Origin of the sequence: Streptomyces sp. NPDC049585 (genome assembly GCF_040675615.1) — a bacterium.
Taxonomy (GTDB): Bacteria; Actinomycetota; Actinomycetes; order Streptomycetales; family Streptomycetaceae; genus Streptomyces; species Streptomyces luteosporeus.
In genome coordinates this window covers 1-17543 of record NZ_JBFAPE010000019.1, presented here as the reverse complement: position 1 = coordinate 17543, position 17543 = coordinate 1, and the positions used below count along the sequence as shown (strand labels likewise).

Here is a 17543-nt window from a genome sequence, read left to right as displayed (position 1 = left end):
GTCCCGCCCCACGGCTCCCCGTACCACCGACTGATACGCCGACCGGTGGCCGCGGGCGTGCCGCCAAAGAGTTGATCTTTGCCTGACCGCGGACGGACAATCGGCTCCCACGGCGGGTGTCCGGTCGCTCACCCGGCGGGAAGGTGGCCCGTACGGGGGTCCGTGAGAAGGGGGACAGTCGTGTCCGAGCCTGCCGACGGCGCGCCGCCCAGCGGCCTGGAGCTCACCGTCACCGAGCGGGACATGTGGGAGGCGTTCCGCACCGGCACCACCCTCGACCGGCGCAGCCCCGAGCCCGGCCGCAACGACCCCGCCGGCGCCGACACCTGGGGGCCCGAGCGCAGCGTGCGCGCCCGGGTCGTGGCGCTGCTGCTGCTCAGCGGCCCGCCGGCCCGCCCGGGCCGGGTCGCCGCGCTCAAGCTCAACGGGCTGCAGATCACTGGCACCCTCGACCTGTCGGGGGGAACCGTCTCCCCGTACGTGGAGATGCACAACTGCCGCTTCGAGCAGCAGCTGCTGCTGCCGGAGAGCGCCTTCTCCACGCTGCGCCTGGTGGGCTGCGCGATACCGCGCGTGGAGGCGGCCCGCATCCGCACCGAGGGCGATCTGCACTTACCCCGCTGCCAGGTCCAGCACGGCATCCGGCTGACCGACGCGCACATCGGCACCGACCTGCTGCTCAACCAGCTGGTGGTGCGCCGGGACCGGCGCGGGCTGTCGATCGCCGCCGACGGGATGACCGTGGGCCAGGACCTGCAGGCGGAGATGATGCGCTCGCACGGCGAGCTGAGCATGCGCGGGGCGACGATAGGGGCCTCGCTGAGCCTGCGCGGCTCCACCTTGAACAACCCCTACGGCCGGCGCGCCCTGAACGCCCCGCAGCTGACCGTGGAGCGCACCGTGTACCTGACGTCGGCGGGCCTGGGCTACGCCCGCTACGCCTCCGGCGCCACTCCCCCGTACGGCATCACCACCGGCACCCAGGGCTCGGCGCGGATGCGGCGCTTCGAGTGCCTGGGCGGGGCGCGGCTGGACGACGGGCGGTTCGGCGACGCGGTCGACCTCAGCGAGGCCCGCTTCGTGATGGAGGCCGACCAGGAGCTGTCGCTGCGCCGGGTGCAGACGCCCGAGCTGCGCTTCCTGGGCGAGCGGCAGCAGAGCGGGCGGGTGGTGCTCTCCGGGGCGCGCGTGGTCAACCTGGTCGACCGCTACGACAGCTGGCCGGGTCCGGGCGGGCTGGCGATGGCCGGCTTCTCCTACGAGAACCTGATCCCGCTCGGCCCCTTCCCGCTCGCCCGCCGCCTGGACTGGGTGGCGGCGGCCACGCCCGAGTACGCGCCGGAGCCGTACGAGCGCCTGGCGAGCGCCCTGCGCGCCAGCGGCGAGGACGCCGAGGCCCGCCAGGTGCTGCTGGCCAAGCAGCGCAGACGGCGCGAGACGCTGCCGCCGGCCGGCAAGGCGTGGGGCTACCTGCAGGACTGGACGGTGGCCTACGGCTACCGTCCGGGCCGGGCGGCGGTGTGGATGGCGGTGCTGTGGGCGCTGGGCGCCGTGTACTTCTCCCTGCACCCGCTGCCGCCGATCAAGGAGGGCGAGGGGCCGGTGTGGAGCCCGGAGCTGTACACCCTCGACCTGCTGCTGCCGGTGATCGACCTGGGGCAGGGCGGTGCCTGGCGGCCGGGCGGGGCGACCCAGTGGGTGGTGGCGGTGCTCACCCTGCTGGGCTGGATCCTGGCGACCACCGTCGCGGCGGGCGCCTCACGGCTGCTGCGGCGCCAGTGACGTGCGACGTCGGGGCGGAGGCTGCGATACCGGGGCACCACCGTGGCGGGGGCGATTAGGCTTACCGGCCGTGACCACCGCGCGCCTTCCCCTCTTCCCGCTGAACTCGGTGCTGTTCCCGGGCCTCGTGCTCCCGCTGAACGTCTTCGAGCAGCGGTACCGCGCGCTGATGCGCGACCTCGCCGCCCTGCCGGACGACGGCCCGCGCCGCTTCGGGGTGGTGGCCATCCGCGACGGGCACGAGGTGGCACCCAGCGCCCCCGGCCTGCCCGAGGGCATGCGCCCGGAGCCGGGGCCGGCCTCCGGCTTCGGCCCCGACCCGATGCGCGCCTTCTACGCGGTGGGCTGCGTGGCCGACCTCACCTCCGTGCGGGCGCGCCCGGACGGCACGTACGAGGTGCTGGCCACCGGCACCACCCGCTTCCGGCTGCGCTCGGTGGACGCCTCGGGCGCGTACCTGACGGGCGAGTGCGAGCACATCGAGGAGGAGCAGGGCGAGGGCGCGGGCGTGCTGGCCTCCGGCGTCGTGCGGGCCTTCCGTGCGTACCAGAAGCGGCTGGCGGGGGCGAACGAGTCGTCGCTGGCCGGGCAGTCGGAGCTGCCGGGCGAGCCGAGGGTGCTGTCCTACCTGGTCGCCGCGGCGGCCGTGCTGGACACCCCGGCCAAGCAGCGGCTGCTGCAGGCGTCCGACACCGCCTCCCGGCTGGCGGACGAGCTGCGGCTGCTGCGCGCGGAGACCGCGGTGATCAGCAAGCTGCCGTCGCTGCCGGCCGTCGCGCTGACCCAGCGCCCCACCAGCCCCAACTGAGGGCGCCCGGGGGCACGGGCGTGCGCGACGCCTGGACAGCGGCCCGGTCCTCGACTAGGACCGGTTGCGGCGGGCCGCCGCCCGGGCGGCCCACCTGCCGGGGAGGGACGATGTCCAAGCGCACCCGCAAGCGTCGCTGGCGGCTGAAGAAGTCCCGCGCCAACCACGGCCGCCGCCCGGCGTAGGCGACGGCCGCTGCGGTACGAGGGCGCTCAGCGCACCGGTGCGTCGACCCGCTCCACGCGCTGGGTGCCCGAGGCGGTGCGGTAGGAGCGCGCCCAGGAGGCACCGGCCTTCGCGTCGCGCTTGTCGGAGAGCACGTAGTAGTCCATCTGCGCCCGCTCGGCGGTCACGTCCAGCACGCCGTACCCGTGCGAGTCCATGTCCAGCCACTTCACGTGCCGGTTGGAGGCCTTGATGGCGGCCGCGGCGGGGACGGAGACGGTGTGCGCGGGGACGTGCAGGAGGTCGTCGAGGTTGTCGGAGGTGACGGAGGTGACGACGAACTCGGTGGCGGCCGAGGGCGACAGCGGGTAGGTGGCGGCCTTGACGGGCACGTCGTTGGCCCAGGCCATGTGGATGTCGCCGGTCAGGAAGACGGTGTTGCGGATCGCCCGGTCGGTGAGGTGGGCCAGCAGTTCGCGGCGGTCGTCGGTGTAGCCGTCCCACTGGTCGGTGTTGGCGGCCAGGCCCTCCTTGGGCAGCCCGAGCAGCTGGGCGAGCGGCTCCAGCAGGTAGGAGGGCAGGGAGCCGAAGGCGACGGGCGAGATCATCACCGGGTTGCCCACCAGCCGCCAGGTGGTGTCGGAGGCCGCGAGGCCCTCCTTGAGCCAGTCGAGCTGGGCGCGACCGGTGATGGTGCGCTCGGGGTCGTCGACCTTTCCGCTGCCGGGCTTGACCTGCTGGGAGCGGAAGGATCTGAGGTCCAGCAGGTGCAGGTCGGCCAGGCGGCCGAAGCGCAGTCTGCGGTAGGTGGTGCCCTCGATGGAGGGGCGCACCGGCATCCACTCGAAGTAGGCCTGCTTGGCGGCGGCCACGCGGGCGGCCCAGTCGCCCTCGGTGCCGGGGGTGTGGTTCTCCGCGCCGCCGCTCCAGGCGTCGTTGGCGAACTCGTGGTCGTCCCAGATGGCGACGATCGGGTGGGCGTGGTGCACGGCCTGCAGGTCGGGGTCGGTGCGGTAGTGGCCGTGGCGGGTGCGGTAGTCGGCGAGGGTGAGGATCTCGTGCGCCGGCTCGTGCTTGCGCACGACGTACTTGGGCGTGGGGTACTGCCCGGTGCCGTATTCGTAGATGTAGTCGCCCAGGTGCAGCACGGCGTCCAGGTCGGTGCGGGCGGCCAGGTGCCGGTAGGCGGCGAAGTAGCCCGACTCCCAGTTGGCGCAGGAGACCACGCCCAGGCGCAGGCCGTCGACGGCGGCGTCGTGGGCGGGGGCGGTGCGGGTGCGGGCGGTGGGCGAGGTGACCGTGGCCCCGTCCGCGGTGGCGGTGAAGCGGAACCAGTAGGCGGTGGCCGGGCGCAGGCCGCGCACGTCCGCCTTGACCGTGTGGTCGCTCGCGGCGGTGGCGGTGACGGTGCCGCGGGCGACGACACGGGTGAAGCCGGCGTCCTCGGCGACCTGCCAGGCGACCTCGACGGCCGGGCCCAGGCCCGAGCCGGGGACGGCCTCGGGACCGGGGGTGACCCGGGTCCACAGCAGGATCCCGTCGGGCAGCGGGTCGCCGGAGGCGACGCCGTGCAGGAAGACGGGGGCGGTGCGGGTGTCCGCGGCGGACGCGGCGGCCCGGGGGCCGGCGGTGCCGGTGGCGGCCTGTGCGGCGCCCGGCAACAGGGCGGCCGTCGCGCCTGCGGCGACGGCCGTGACGGCAGTGCGGCGGGATATGTCGTGGGAGGTCACGGGCCGTCACTTTACTGCCGAGTAGCACCGGCGGTAAGGCCCGGGACGGGCCGGTCACCGACTGTTCGCCCGCCCTTCGCCGTTTCTCTCCTTACCGCGGGTACGTCGATTCGCCCCCGTACCCGGCTACTTGGCGAGGTTCTCGTCGACCAGGGCGGTGAACGCCGGTACGGCCTGGGGGGTCTGGCCCTGGGCGTTGGCGAGCACCTTGCCGTTGAGCTTCAGGCCCGGGGTGCCCTTGAGGGGCTTGTCGACGCCGACGTACTTGTCGAAGTCGGCGGACATGGCCAGCGCCCACTGGTCGTAGGTGCCGTCCTTGACGGCCTTCTCGAAGGCCGCGTTGCCCTTGAGCGCGGGCACCTGCTCGGCGACCTTCAGCAGGCGCTCGTCGTCGGAGAAGGCGTCGTCCTGCTCGTCGGGGTGGTTCTTGGCGGCGTACAGGGCCTCCTTGTACGCCAGGAAGGCGTCGGGGCCGACATTGAGGGCGGCGCCGAGTGCGCTGAGGGCGTTCTTCGACCCCGAGCCCTTGATCATCGGGTTGCGGTCGAGGAAGGTGCCGACTCTGAACTGGGCCTTGTACTTGCCGTCCTTGATGTCCTTCTGCAGGGTCTGCCCGACGTTCTGCTCGAAGCCGGCGCACATGGGGCAGCGCATGTCCTCGAAGACTTCGAGGGTGTTCTTGGCGTCGGGCTTGCCGATGACGACGGTGGTGCCCTTCTCGCCGGTGGTGTTGGCGGGCTGCTTGAAGGCGTGGTTCTTCGCCTCCGCCTCCCAGTCGGCGCTGGAGACCTTGGTGTTCTTGCTGCCGCTGGTCGCGTTCGCCACGACGACGCCGATGCCGGCCGCGGCGGCGAGGACGGCGACGACGGCACCGCCCACCTTCAGCTTGCGGCGGGTGGCGTCCCGCTTGGCCTGCTTCTCGCGCTCGGCGCGCAGCCGCTCGCGCGCGGCCGACTTGTTCGGGGAGGAGTTGCGGGTGCTCATGGTTGTCTGCTCCGTCGGTGCGAAGGTACGGGTGGAGGACCTGGGGCGGTCGGATGCGCTCAGGCGAACGCCGGGCGCACCGGGGGTCCCCGCCGGACGACGGAGTGGACGAGCAGGGGCAGGGCCCGGGCCGGCAGGGTGTCCCGCACGGGGCGGGGGTGCGCGGCGCCGGGGTCGCGGCGGACCGCGAGGGCGGCGGCCGGCAGCAGCAGGCGCAGGGCGGGGGCGGCGAGGGCACGCAGCAGGCCGGCCAGGGCGGCCTCGCCGCGGCGCAGCCAGGCGGCGGCGAGCAGGCCGGCGGCGAGGTGTGCGGCGAGCAGCAGCCAGGGTGCGGCCGTGCCGGGGAGGGCGGCGCCGGCGGGGGCGGGGGTGCCCACCTCCCCGCCGCGGCAGACGAGGTCGACGCCCATGGAGTGCAGGGGTCCGGTGACCGGTCCGCCGGCGGGGCCGTAACAGGTGTGCTGGCCGCTGGTGAGGACGGTGTCGGCGGCCAGTTCCAGGGGGACGAGCAGGGCGGCGATGGCCCCGTAGCCGCGTTCGCGGCCGGCCAGGGCCCAGGCCACGGCGAAGTAGGCGGCCGCGACCACGGTGACGGTGGTCAGCGGCAGCGGCAGCCGGGAGAGCAGGACGTGGGAGGTGACGGAGAGGGTCAGGCACAGGGCGGTGAACACCCCCGCGCGCACCCCTCGCAGCACCCCGCCCGTCCCCTCCATGCGGGCGAGTGTGCCACGGCGGCCACGGGCTGTCCCGGGCCGCCGTGTCACGTTCCGGCATCGATGGCCGTGGGGGTTGCGCACGGCCGGCCGGGGGCTACTTCTTGATCTGTTCGGCGACCAGGGAGCTGAACTGGGCGGGGGTGTTGGGGGCGCCGTCGCCGTAAGGCGTCTTCACCGTCAGCTTCTTGCCGTCGAGCTTGAGCGTGGGGGTGCCGGTGACGTCCTTGTGCTTGTCGAACTCGTCGGAGACGGTCAGCGCCCACTTGTCGTAGGTGCCGTCCTTGACGTCCTTCTCGAAGGCGGCGTTGCCCTTCAGGGCGGGGACCTGCCGGGCGACCTTCAGCAGGACGTCGTCCTTGGAGAAGTCGTCCTTGGTCTCCTCGGGGTGGTTGGCCTTGGCGTACAGGGCCTTGTTGTAGGCGCTGAAGGCCTCGGGGCTCACGTTGAGGGCGGCACCGAGGGCGCTGAGGGCGTTCTTCGAACCGGTGCCGCTGATCTGCGGGTTGCGGTCGAGGAAGGTGCCGATGTGGTACGAGACCTTGTAGGTGCCGGCCTTGACGTCCTTGTCGATGGTGTCGCCGACGTTCTGCTCGAAGGTGGAGCAGATCGGGCAGCGCATGTCCTGGTAGATCTCCAGGGTGTGCCCGGCGTCCTTCTTGCCGATGACGATCTCGGTGCCGTTGTCGCCGGCGGTGTTCGCGGGCTTGACCAGGGTCTTCTTGGCGGCCGCGGCCCATTCGCCGCTGCTGCTGCCGCCGCTGCCGTCGGAGGACTTGGCGACGAAGACGCCGATGCCGGCGGCTATGGCGAGGACGCCGACGACGGCGCCGCCGACGAGGAGCTGGCGGCGGGTCTTGTCCTTCTTCGCCTGCCGCTCGCGTTCGGCGCGCAGCCGCTCGCGGGCGGTCTGCTTGTTCTCCCAGCTGTTGCGGTTGCTCATGATGCTGCTTCTCCTGGTGCGGGTGCGTGTGGTGGTCCGTCCGGTAGCGCCCGGGGCGTGGGTCAGCCGAGGGCGGGCAGGGCCGGCGGACCACGCCGGGAAGCACCGTGCAGGAGGGGCAGGAGCCGCAGCCGCCGCGGCTCGGGGCGGCGGCTGCCGCGTACGGCCGGCCGGGCGCGCAGCCAGGCGGCCGCGGCGGCGGTGACCGCGACGGCCAGCAGCAGCGGGCGGAAGGCGGCGGCCGCGGCGGCGCGCAGCAGCCGGGCGACGGCCGCCTCGCCGCGCCGCAGCCACAGGGCGGCGAGCAGGCCGATGGCGACGTGCCCGGCCAGGACCAGCCAGGGGCCGGTGCCGGGGGCGGCGAGGCCGGCCAGCGGGCCGCCCATGCTGCCGCTGCACAGCCAGGTCAGCGCGCCGGGCCCGGCGTGCCCGGGGCGGCCGTAGCAGGTGTCCTGGCCGGCGGTGAACAGCGCGGCGGAGGCCAGCTGCAGCGGGACGAGCAGGGCCGCGATGCGCCAGTAGCCGCGCTCGGCGCCCGCCAGGGCGTAGGCGAGCGCGAAGACGCCGGCGAAGGCACCGGCGAGGGCGGCCGGCGGCAGGGCACGGCCGGACAGCAGCACGTGGGAGGCGGCGGACAGCATGACGCACAGCGCTGTGAACAGCGCCGCACGCAGTGCCCGCGGCCGTGCCGCCGATATGTCCATGGTGCGAGAGTCTGTCATGCCCCGCGGCCGGCCCCAAAGCCCCCGGTTACAGGCCCGGGATCCGGCCGTTGCGGAAGAGATCCACGAAGATCTGGTGGTCCTCGCGGGCCCGGGCGCCGTAGGTGTGGGCGAAGTCGCTGAGCAGCTCCGCGAAGCCGGCCTCGTCGGCGGCGATGACGGCGTCGATGGCGCGCTCGGTGGAGAAGGGCACCAGCGAGTGGCCGCTGGTGTCGTCCGCGGCGGCGTGCATGGTGGCGGTGGCGCGGCCGAGGTCGGCGACCACGGCGGCCATCTGCGCGGGGTCGTCGATGTCCGACCAGTCGAGGTCGACGGCGTAGGGCGAGATCTCGGCGACCAGCTGACCTGCGCCGTCCAGCTCCGTCCAGCCCAGCCACGGGTCGGCGTGGGCCTGCAGGGCCCGCTGGGAGATCACGGTGCGGTGGCCCTCGTGCTCGAAGTAGGCGCGCACGGCGGGGTCGGTGATGTGCCGGGAGACCGCGGGGGTCTGCGCCTGCTTCATGTAGATGACGACGTCGTTCTCCAGGGCGTCGCTGTTGCCCTCCAGAAGGATGTTGTACGAGGGCAGGCCGGCGCTGCCGATGCCGATGCCGCGGCGGCCGACGACGTCCTTGACGCGGTAGGAGTCGGGGCGGGCCAGGCTGGTGCCGGGGAGGGTCTCCAGGTAGCCGTCGAAGGCGGCGAGGATCTTGTAGCGGGTGGCGGCGTCGAGCGCTATGGAGCCGTCGCCGTCGAGGAAGCGGCGGTCGTGCTCGCGGATCTCGGTCATGCTCGCCAGCAGCCCGAAGCGGGTGCGGGCGCGGGCCTCGCGCAGGGCGGTCAGCAGGGGGCCCTCGGCGGTGTCGAGGGTGAAGGGCGGGATCTCGTCATCCTTGGCGCCGGTGGCCAGGGCGTGGATGCGCTCGCGGTAGGCGGCGGCGTAGATCCGTACCAGCTCGGTGATGGTGTCGTCACTGAGCGCCTTGGCGTGGCCGAGCAGGGCGACGGAGGCGGCGAAGCGCTTGAGGTCCCAGGTGAAGGGGCCGACGTAGGCCTCGTCGAAGTCGTTGACGTTGAAGACGAGGCGGCCGTTGGCGTCCATGTAGGTGCCGAAGTTCTCGGCGTGGAGGTCGCCGTGGATCCACACACGGGAGGTGCGGTCGTCCAGGTAGGGGCCGGCGTCCCGCTCGGGGGCGAGGTCGTTGTAGAAGAGGCAGGCCGTGCCCCGGTAGAAGGCGAAGGCGGAGGCGGCCATCTTCCGGAACTTGACGCGGAAGGCGGCCGGGTCGGCCGCCAGCAGTTCTCCGAACGCGGTGTCGAAGACGGCGAGGATCTCCTCGCCCCGCCGGGCGGCCCGGTCGTGCTCGAGCGCCATCGCTGGTCCTCCTGGTGCGGGTACCCCGGCGGGGGCCGGGGAGGGGCATGGGGCGGACGCATGTGCGCCCGCCGTTCAACGCGTGAGGCTACCGTCGCGTGCCCGCGGCTGTCGGTGGGGGCCGGTAACCTTCGAAGCTGTCCCGCCCGCTGCCTGCTCCCGCCGGAGGTCCTCCACCGTGGCCGACAAGCCGCCCTTCACGCACCTGCACGTCCACACCCAGTACTCCCTGCTGGACGGTGCTGCGCGGCTCAAGGACATGTTCAATGCCTGCAATGAGATGGGCATGACACACATCGCCATGTCCGACCACGGCAACCTCCACGGCGCGTACGACTTCTTCCACTCCGCCCAGAAGGCCGGGATCACCCCGATCATCGGCATCGAGGCATATGTCGCCCCCGAGTCCCGGCGCAACAAGCGCCGCATCCAGTGGGGCCAGCCGCACCAGAAGCGCGACGACGTCTCCGGTTCGGGTGGTTACACCCACAAGACGATCTGGGCGGCCAACGCCACCGGCCTGCACAACCTCTTCCGGCTGTCCTCGGACGCCTACAAGGAGGGCTGGCTGACGAAGTGGCCCCGTATGGACAAGGAGACCATCAGCCAGTGGTCCGAGGGGCTGATCGCCTCCACCGGCTGCCCCTCCGGCGAGCTGCAGACCCGGCTGCGCCTCGGCCAGTTCGACGAGGCCCTGAAGTCCGCCTCCGAGTACCAGGACATCTTCGGCAAGGACCGCTACTTCCTGGAGCTGATGGACCACGGCATCGAGATCGAGCGCCGCGTCCGCGACGGCCTGCTGGAGATCGGCAAGAAGCTCGGCATCCCGCCCCTGGTCACCAACGACTCGCACTACACCTACGCGCACGAGGCCGAGGCCCACGACGCCCTGCTGTGCATCCAGACCGGCAAGAACCTCTCCGACCCGGACCGCTTCCGCTTCGACGGCTCGGGCTACTACCTGAAGTCCACGGAGGAGATGTACGCCATCGACTCCTCGGACGCCTGGCAGGAGGGCTGCGCCAACACCCGGCTGATCGCCGAGCAGGTCAGCACCGAGGGCATGTTCCAGTTCCGGAACCTGATGCCCAAGTTCGACATCCCCGAGGGCTACACCGAGGTCACCTGGTTCCGCGAGGAGACCATGCGGGGCATGCACCGCCGCTTCCCCGGCGGCATCCCCGAGGACCGCATGAAGCAGGTCGAGTACGAGATGGACACGATCATCTCGATGGGCTTCCCGGGCTACTTCCTCGTGGTCGCCGACTTCATCATGTGGGCCAAGAACCAGGGCATCGCCGTCGGCCCCGGCCGTGGCTCCGCGGCCGGCTCGATCGTCGCGTACGCCCTCGGCATCACCGACCTCGACCCCATCCCGCACGGTCTGATCTTCGAGCGGTTCCTCAACCCCGAGCGCATCTCGATGCCCGATGTCGACATCGACTTCGACGAGCGCCGGCGCGCCGAGGTGATCCGGTACGTCACCGAGAAGTACGGCCAGGACAAGGTCGCCATGATCGGCACCTACGGCACCATCAAGGCCAAGAACGCCATCAAGGACTCGGCCCGCGTCCTCGGCTACCCCTACGCCATGGGCGACCGCATCACCAAGGCGATGCCGGCCGACGTCCTCGGCAAGGGCATCCCGCTCTCCGGCATCCTGGACCCCCAGCACCCGCGCTACAGCGAGGCCGGCGAGGTCCGTGCGATGTACGAGAACGAGCCGGACGTCAAGAAGGTCATCGACACCGCACGCGGCGTCGAGGGCCTGGTGCGGCAGATGGGTGTGCACGCGGCCGGCGTGATCATGTCCAGCGAGACGATCACCGACCACGTCCCCGTCTGGGTCCGGCACACCGACGGCGTGACCATCACGCAGTGGGACTACCCCAGCTGTGAAGCGCTCGGCCTGCTGAAGATGGACTTCCTGGGCCTGCGCAACCTGACGATCATGGACGACGCCGTCAAGATGGTGAAGGCCAACAAGGGCGTCGAGATCGACCTCCTGAGCCTGCCGCTCGACGACCCCACGACCTTCGAGCTGCTCCAGCGCGGCGACACCCTTGGCGTCTTCCAGTTCGACGGCGGCCCCATGCGGTCCCTGCTGCGGCTGATGAAGCCCGACAACTTCGAAGACATCTCCGCCGTGTCCGCGCTGTACCGCCCGGGCCCGATGGGCATGAACTCGCACACCAACTACGCCCTGCGCAAGAACGGCCAGCAGGAGATCACCCCGATCCATCCGGAGCTGGAGGAGCCGCTCAAGGAGGTCCTGGACGTCACCTACGGCCTGATCGTCTACCAGGAGCAGGTGCAGAAGGCCGCCCAGATCATCGCCGGCTACTCGCTCGGCGAGGCCGACATCCTCCGCCGCGTCATGGGCAAGAAGAAGCCCGACGAGCTGGCGAAGAACTTCACCATCTTCCAGGCCGGCGCCCAGAAGAACGGCTACTCCGACGAGGCCATCCAGGCCCTGTGGGACGTGCTGGTGCCCTTCGCCGGCTACGCCTTCAACAAGGCCCACTCCGCCGCGTACGGCCTGGTCTCCTACTGGACCGCCTACCTCAAGGCGAACTACCCCGCCGAGTACATGTCGGCCCTGCTCACCTCGGTGCGCGACGACAAGGACAAGTCGGCGGTCTACCTCAACGAGTGCCGGCGCATGGGCATCAAGGTGCTGCCGCCCAACGTCAACGAGTCCGAGGCCAACTTCGCGGCCCAGGGCGACGACGTGATCCTCTTCGGCCTGACCGCCGTGCGCAACGTCGGCACCAACGTCGTCGACTCGATCATCCGCTGCCGCAAGTCCAAGGGGAAGTACGTCTCCTTCCCCGACTTCCTCGACAAGGTCGAGGCCGTCGTCTGCAACAAGCGCACCGTCGAATCGCTGATCAAGGCCGGCGCCTTCGACACCATGGGCCACACCCGCAAGGGCCTGACCGCGCACTACGAGCAGATGATCGACAACGTGGTGCAGGTCAAGCGCAAGGAGGCCGAGGGACAGTTCGACCTCTTCGGCGGCATGGGCGACGAGGGCGCCGACGAGGGCGTGGGCTTCGGGCTGGACGTGGAGTTCTCCGACGTCGAGTGGGAGAAGGCCTACCTGCTCGCCCAGGAGCGGGAAATGCTCGGCCTCTACGTCTCCGACCACCCCCTCTTCGGCATCGAGCACGTCCTCAACGACAAGGCCGACGCCGCCATCGCCCAGCTCACCGGCGGCGAGCACGCCGACGGCGCGATCGTGACGATCGGCGGCATCATCTCCGGCCTGCAGCGCAAGATGACCAAGCAGGGCAACGCCTGGGCCATCGCCACCGTCGAGGACCTGGCGGGCTCCATCGACTGCATGTTCTTCCCCGCCACCTACCAGCTGGTCTCCACCCAGCTCGTCGAGGACGCCGTCGTCTTCGTCAAGGGCCGGCTCGACAAGCGCGAGGACATCCCCCGCCTGGTCGCCATGGAGCTGATGGTCCCCGACCTGTCCAACGCCGGCAGCAACGCGCCGGTGATCATCACCATCCCCACGGTCAAGGTCACCCCGCCGCTGGTGGAGCGGCTCGGCCAGGTGCTCACCCACCACAAGGGCTCCACCGAGGTGCGCATCAAGCTGCAGGGCGCCCGCAAGACCACCCTGCTGCGCCTGGACCGGCACCGGGTCACCCCCGACCCGGCGCTCTTCGGCGACCTCAAGCAGCTGCTCGGCCCGTCCTGCCTGGCCGGCTGAGCCGCACCCCGACGCCATGAGGGGCGCGCCCGTACGACACGGGCGCGCCCCTTCGGCGCTTCCAAGCGCCTGTCAGTTGTGACCGAACCGCTTCTGCTTGCCCTTCCGGGCCAGGTCCGCGGGGGTGACCTGGGACGCCCGGTGCTCGGACTGCGACTCGATCGAGGAGCTCCTGGCCTGCTGCGAGCCGCGCTCGGCCGCGCTCGATCGCTGCTGGCTCCGGTCCTGCTTCCTGTTCTTGGCCATGCCGCTCTGCCTCCGGATCACGGGTGACGCCCCCTCGCGCCCACCCTCGCACGCACCGCCGAACGGCGCATTTCGGGCAATAACCGTGAGTGACCGGCGCGTCCGTCACCCCCTGCGCGTATCCGCCACGCCGAAGATCCAGTTCGGGCTGATAACCCCCGCGCGGTCGGGCAGACTCCTGGGAAAGCCAGGAGGCCGGGGCACGACGGTGCCGGGGGGCGACCGCACTTCTGAACTCGAATGCCGCAAGGAAAGAGGGTGGAACGTGGACCGCTGCGTCGTCCTGGTGGACGCCGGGTATCTGCTGGGCGCCGCCGCGAGCCTGCTGGCCGGCGAACCCGCGCGCTCCCGCATCACCGTCGACCACACGACCCTCGTCCAGGGCCTGCGCGAGCGCGCCGAGGCCGACACCCAGCGGCCGCTGCTGCGCATCTACTGGTTCGACGGCGCCCCCGACCGCGTCCCCCAACCCGAGCACCGCCGGCTGCGGGTGATGTCCCGGGTCACCGTGCGGCTGGGCGCCCTGACCCGCAGCGACGGCCGCTGGGCGCAGAAGGGCGTCGACGCGGCCATGCACGCCGAGCTCACCGAGCTCGCCCGCAACCGCGCCTGCTCCGACATCGTCCTGGTCACCGGCGACGGCGACCTGCTGCCGGGGCTGATGGCCGCCAAGGAACACGGCGTCGCCGTCCACCTGTGGGCCGTCCAGGCCGCCGACGGCGACTACAACCAGTCCGAGGACCTGGTCGCCGAGGCCGACGAGCGGCGGGTGCTCGACCGCACCTGGATCACCCGGGCCGTCCGCCCCAAGGAGCTGACCGGTCCCTGCGCGCCGCCGCCCGTGCCGCGTCCGGAGATCGCGGCGATCCTCGCCGCGCCGCTGCCCGAGACCGCCTCCTCCTCGTCCCCGCCGGACGACACCGCCGAGAACGATCGGCCGACCGCCGAGCGCAACGGCTCGCGCCCGGCCGCCACGCCAGCCGCCGCACGCGGGGTGCCCACGCCCAAGGACCTCGCGGGCCTCGGCCGCGGCCCGGCGAACGGCAACGGCAACGGCGGTACGAACGGCAGCACTCCGGTGGTGACCCCCACCGCCACCCTGCGCTGGTCCTCCGACAAGGGGCTTGTCGACCGCGGCGGCAACGGCCAGGCCGAGTCCCCCGAGACCGCCGCCCTGCCGACCCTGGCCCTGCTCACCAGCGCCGAGCAGCGGTGGGCGGACCGCGAGGAGGACATCACCACCGTCGGCGGCGACCCCTTCGAAGTCGGCCAGGTCTTCGCTCGGCGGTGGGCGGAGCGGCTGACGGACCCCGTGCACCTGCAGCACCTGTCCACCGAGTACCCGCGCATCCCGCACCGCATCGACGGCGAGCTGCTGCGCTACGCGGCGCGGTTCGGGCTGCTGGCGCACAAGGACGACCAGATCGACGAGCGCGACCGCTACGCGATCCGCGCCGGCTTCTGGCGCGAGATCGACACCCGCACCGCGGCGGAGCACGTGCCGGCGGGCGACTGAAGCCCTGCGCGGGCGCGCCACCACGGCGCCCCGTAGGGGCGCGGGGCGGTGTCGATGTGCGGCTGCTGCCGCGTGGGCGCGTTCATCTGCGGGCGCGCCGTGGCTTGTCGCGCAGTTCGCCGCGCCCCTACGGGGCGCCGTGGTGGCGCGTGACGACAATCCACCGGGCAGGCGCTAACCGCCCCTGCGGCGAGTCGGCGCCGGTGGGGCGCGTACCCTCATTGGTCGTGAGAACGGAGCGAGCCGCAGGCGACCTGGCGTGCACCGTACGCGGCCTCGTCAAGACGTACCCCACCGCGCGCGGCGGCAGCCGCGTACGCGCCACCGACGGCGTCGACCTCGACGTTTGCCGTGGTGAGATCTTCGGGCTGCTGGGCCCCAACGGCGCCGGCAAGACCACGCTGGTGCGCCAGCTGACCGGCCTGCTGCGCCCCGACGAGGGGACGATCGACCTCCTGGGGCACGACCTGGTGCGCCACCCCGAGCGGGCGGCGCGCCTGATCGGGTACCTGGGGCAGTCCTCCACCGCCCTGGACGAGCTGACCGTCGCGCTGGCCGCCGAGACCACGGGCCGGCTGCGCGGGCTGTCGCTGCGCGCCGCCCGTGCCGAGCGCGACGAGGTCCTCGACGAGCTGGGGCTGGCCGCGATCGCCACCCGGCCGCTGAAGAAGCTCTCCGGGGGGCAGCGGCGCCTGGCCTGTTTCGCGGCGGCCCTGGTCGGTGAGCGCCCGCTGCTCGTCCTGGACGAGCCCACCACCGGCATGGACCCGGTGGCCCGCCGCGCGGTGTGGTCGGCCGTGGACCGGCGGCGCGCCGAGCGCGGCACCACGGTGCTGCTGGTGACCCACAACGTGATCGAGGCGGAGACGGTCCTCGACCGTGTCGCCGTGCTGGACGAGGGGCGCATCATCGCCTGCGACACCCCGGCCGGGCTCAAGCAACTGGTCGGCGACGAGGTCCGGGTGGACCTGGTCTGGCGGGCCGAGCCCCCGCTGGAGGTGCCGGAGGTGGCGGCGCTGCGCGAGACGGCGCAGGAGACCGGCCGCCGCTGGTCGCTGCGGCTGGCCCCGGCGGACGCCCGGGCGGCCGTGGCCGCGGTCACCGGTGGCCCGGCCTTCGCGGCGCTGGACGACTTCACGCTCGCCACGCCGAGCCTGGAGGACGTCTACCTGGCGCTGGGCGGCGACCGTTCGCAGGGGCTGGTGAAGGGATGAAGAGGAGCTGTCGCCGTTGAGTGCCGTGTCCGCCGAGGCGGTGTCCGGTCGGGTCCGGGTCCAGGACGGGGGCCGGCCGCGGCCCGGGGGCGAGGCCGCCTTCCCGCTGGCGCCCGCCGCGCGCCTGCTGCCGGCGCTGGCCGCGGTCTACCGCGCCCAGCTCTCGCGGGCCCGGGTCGCCCGGATCCCGCTGCTGTTCGTGGCGACCTTCCAGTCGGTCGGGATCATGGTCCTGATGCGCGGGGTCGTCGACGGCGGCGACGCGGCGCGGGCGGTGGTGGCCGGCTCCAGCGTGCTGGTCGTGGCGTTCGTGGCGCTGAACCTGCTCGCCCAGTACTTCGGCCAGCTGCGCGCGAGCGGCGGCCTGGACCACTATGCGACGCTGCCGGTGCCACCCGCCGCGGTGGTGCTGGGCGCGGCGGGCGCGTACGCGTCGTTCACCGTGCCCGGCACGGTGGTGACGGCGGTGGTGGGCAGCGTGCTGTTCGGGCTGCCGCTGGGGCACCTGTGGGTGCTGGCTGCGGTGGTCCCGCTGTCGGGCGCGGCCCTGTCCGGACTGGGCGCGACCCTGGGCCTGCTGGCGCCGCGCCAGGAGCTGGCGACGCTGTGCGGCCAGCTGGGCATGTCGGCGGCGCTGCTGCTGGGCGTGCTGCCGGCCGCCCACCTGCCGGCCCCCATCGCGTACGCCCGTGACCTGCTGCCGTCCACGTACGGCGTGGAGGCGCTGGCGCACAGCTTCGACGCGCGCCCCGACTGGCTGCTGATCGCCGTCGACCTGGGGGTGTGCGCGGGCGTCGGCGTGCTGTCGCTGGCCGTGGCCACCTGGGCCTACCGGCGGGCGGCGGTGCGGTGACGCGCCGCGAGGACCCTCCTGCCGGTTCAGCCCGGGCCGCGGCCTGGCACGATGGCCGTGTGAGCGCACCACTGACCCCTCCGGGCGACCCCTCCGCCGGTCACGACCGGGCACCGGAGCCCGCCCCCGCGTCCCCGCCGGCCCCGCACGACGACGCCGCCCGCGAGGCCGCCCGGGCCGAGGCCCGGGCCGAGCTGCGGACGGCGGCGGTCGTGCTGGCGGCGGTGACGGTCTGCGGTGTGCTGCTGGGCCTGCTGTGGGTGTGGCTGGCGCCCCGCGTGCCGCTGATCTCCGACGGCAAGGCCGTGTACCTGAGGAACACCGAGGGCGAGCAGGCGATCGGCGCGGACGGCTGGTTCGGGCTGCTCGGCGTGGGCTTCGGCGCGCTCAGCGCCGCAGCGGTGGTGTGGGTGCGGCGGGTGGGCGGCATCGCGGTCGTCGTCGCGCTCGCGGCCGGCTCGCTGCTGGCGTCGCTGATCGGCTGGCGGCTGGGCGTGTGGCTGGGCCCCGCGCAGGACGTGGTCGCCCACGCGAGGGCCGTGGGCAAGGGCGTGGTCTTCGACGCCCCGCTGAAACTGGCCGCCAAGGGCATGCTGCTGGCCTGGCCGCTGGCGGCGATGGCCGTGCACCTGGGACTGACGGCGCTGTTCGCGCCGAAGGACCCGGAGCCGAACGAGCTCCCGCTCGCCCCGCACTAGGTGTGTTGTCCCGGCAGGTTGGTGACACGGCTGGCGGGTGTTTGGCCTGCGATGCCGGTGTGGGGTCGGTGGTAGTTGTACCAGTCCAGCC

At 72.7% G+C, this 17543-nt stretch carries 14 protein-coding genes; 7 read left to right on the top strand and 7 right to left on the bottom strand.

All coding sequences use genetic code 11. From position 1 onward, the window contains the following. Positions 1–180: 180 nt before the first annotated feature. Both AB0K17_RS19980 and AB0K17_RS19975 read left to right on the top strand, forming a co-directional pair. The gene (locus AB0K17_RS19980; protein ID WP_365983709.1) at positions 181–1782 is read left to right on the top strand and encodes an oxidoreductase; all 1602 of its coding nucleotides are present in this window, start codon (positions 181–183) and stop codon (positions 1780–1782) included. A gap of 70 nt (positions 1783–1852) precedes the next feature. Continuing rightward, the gene (locus tag AB0K17_RS19975; RefSeq protein WP_365983708.1) at positions 1853–2590 is read left to right on the top strand and encodes an LON peptidase substrate-binding domain-containing protein; all 738 of its coding nucleotides are present in this window, start codon (positions 1853–1855) and stop codon (positions 2588–2590) included. 212 nt (positions 2591–2802) lie between these two features. On the opposite strand, the gene AB0K17_RS19970 is transcribed toward AB0K17_RS19975, so the two are convergent. The 6 genes from AB0K17_RS19970 to AB0K17_RS19945 all read right to left on the bottom strand — a co-directional run bounded on the left by AB0K17_RS19970 (position 2803) and on the right by AB0K17_RS19945 (position 9201). Further along, positions 2803–4419, bottom strand: a complete 1617-nt coding sequence (locus tag AB0K17_RS19970; RefSeq protein ID WP_365964942.1) for an alkaline phosphatase D family protein — start codon at positions 4417–4419, stop codon at positions 2803–2805. A gap of 192 nt (positions 4420–4611) precedes the next feature. Then, the gene (locus tag AB0K17_RS19965; protein WP_365983707.1) at positions 4612–5469 is read right to left on the bottom strand and encodes a thioredoxin domain-containing protein; all 858 of its coding nucleotides are present in this window, start codon (positions 5467–5469) and stop codon (positions 4612–4614) included. Between the two features lie 59 nt (positions 5470–5528). Continuing rightward, positions 5529–6182 (bottom strand): hypothetical protein, encoded by a 654-nt coding sequence (locus AB0K17_RS19960; protein WP_365983705.1) that lies wholly within the window; start codon positions 6180–6182, stop codon positions 5529–5531. A gap of 97 nt (positions 6183–6279) precedes the next feature. Continuing rightward, the gene (locus AB0K17_RS19955; protein ID WP_365964922.1) at positions 6280–7125 is read right to left on the bottom strand and encodes a thioredoxin domain-containing protein; all 846 of its coding nucleotides are present in this window, start codon (positions 7123–7125) and stop codon (positions 6280–6282) included. Between the two features lie 62 nt (positions 7126–7187). Next, positions 7188–7829: a hypothetical protein gene (locus tag AB0K17_RS19950; RefSeq protein ID WP_365964923.1), complete on the bottom strand. Its 642-nt coding sequence runs from the start codon at positions 7827–7829 to the stop codon at positions 7188–7190. A 46-nt stretch (positions 7830–7875) separates the two neighbouring features. Next, complete coding sequence (locus tag AB0K17_RS19945; protein ID WP_365964924.1) at positions 7876–9201, bottom strand: DUF2252 domain-containing protein; 1326 nt, start codon at positions 9199–9201, stop codon at positions 7876–7878. Positions 9202–9379: 178 nt separating this feature from the next. On the opposite strand from AB0K17_RS19945, the gene dnaE reads away from it, so the two are divergent. Continuing rightward, positions 9380–12925, top strand: coding sequence for a DNA polymerase III subunit alpha (gene dnaE / locus AB0K17_RS19940; RefSeq protein WP_365964925.1), 3546 nt, complete (start codon positions 9380–9382; stop codon positions 12923–12925). 72 nt (positions 12926–12997) lie between these two features. On the opposite strand, the gene AB0K17_RS19935 is transcribed toward dnaE, so the two are convergent. Continuing rightward, positions 12998–13171 (bottom strand): hypothetical protein, encoded by a 174-nt coding sequence (locus AB0K17_RS19935; protein WP_365964927.1) that lies wholly within the window; start codon positions 13169–13171, stop codon positions 12998–13000. A gap of 265 nt (positions 13172–13436) precedes the next feature. On the opposite strand from AB0K17_RS19935, the gene AB0K17_RS19930 reads away from it, so the two are divergent. The 4 genes from AB0K17_RS19930 to AB0K17_RS19915 all read left to right on the top strand — a co-directional run bounded on the left by AB0K17_RS19930 (position 13437) and on the right by AB0K17_RS19915 (position 17452). Continuing rightward, on the top strand, positions 13437–14687 hold the full coding sequence (locus AB0K17_RS19930) for an NYN domain-containing protein (RefSeq protein WP_365983703.1): 1251 nt from the start codon (positions 13437–13439) through the stop codon (positions 14685–14687). 254 nt (positions 14688–14941) lie between these two features. Further along, positions 14942–15901 (top strand): ABC transporter ATP-binding protein, encoded by a 960-nt coding sequence (locus AB0K17_RS19925; RefSeq protein WP_365983752.1) that lies wholly within the window; start codon positions 14942–14944, stop codon positions 15899–15901. 16 nt (positions 15902–15917) lie between these two features. Then, positions 15918–16754 (top strand): ABC transporter permease, encoded by an 837-nt coding sequence (locus tag AB0K17_RS19920; RefSeq protein ID WP_365983702.1) that lies wholly within the window; start codon positions 15918–15920, stop codon positions 16752–16754. 59 nt (positions 16755–16813) lie between these two features. After that, a complete protein-coding gene (locus AB0K17_RS19915) occupies positions 16814–17452 on the top strand; it encodes a hypothetical protein (protein WP_365983701.1) in 639 nt (212 codons plus the stop codon). Positions 17453–17543: the final 91 nt, after the last annotated feature.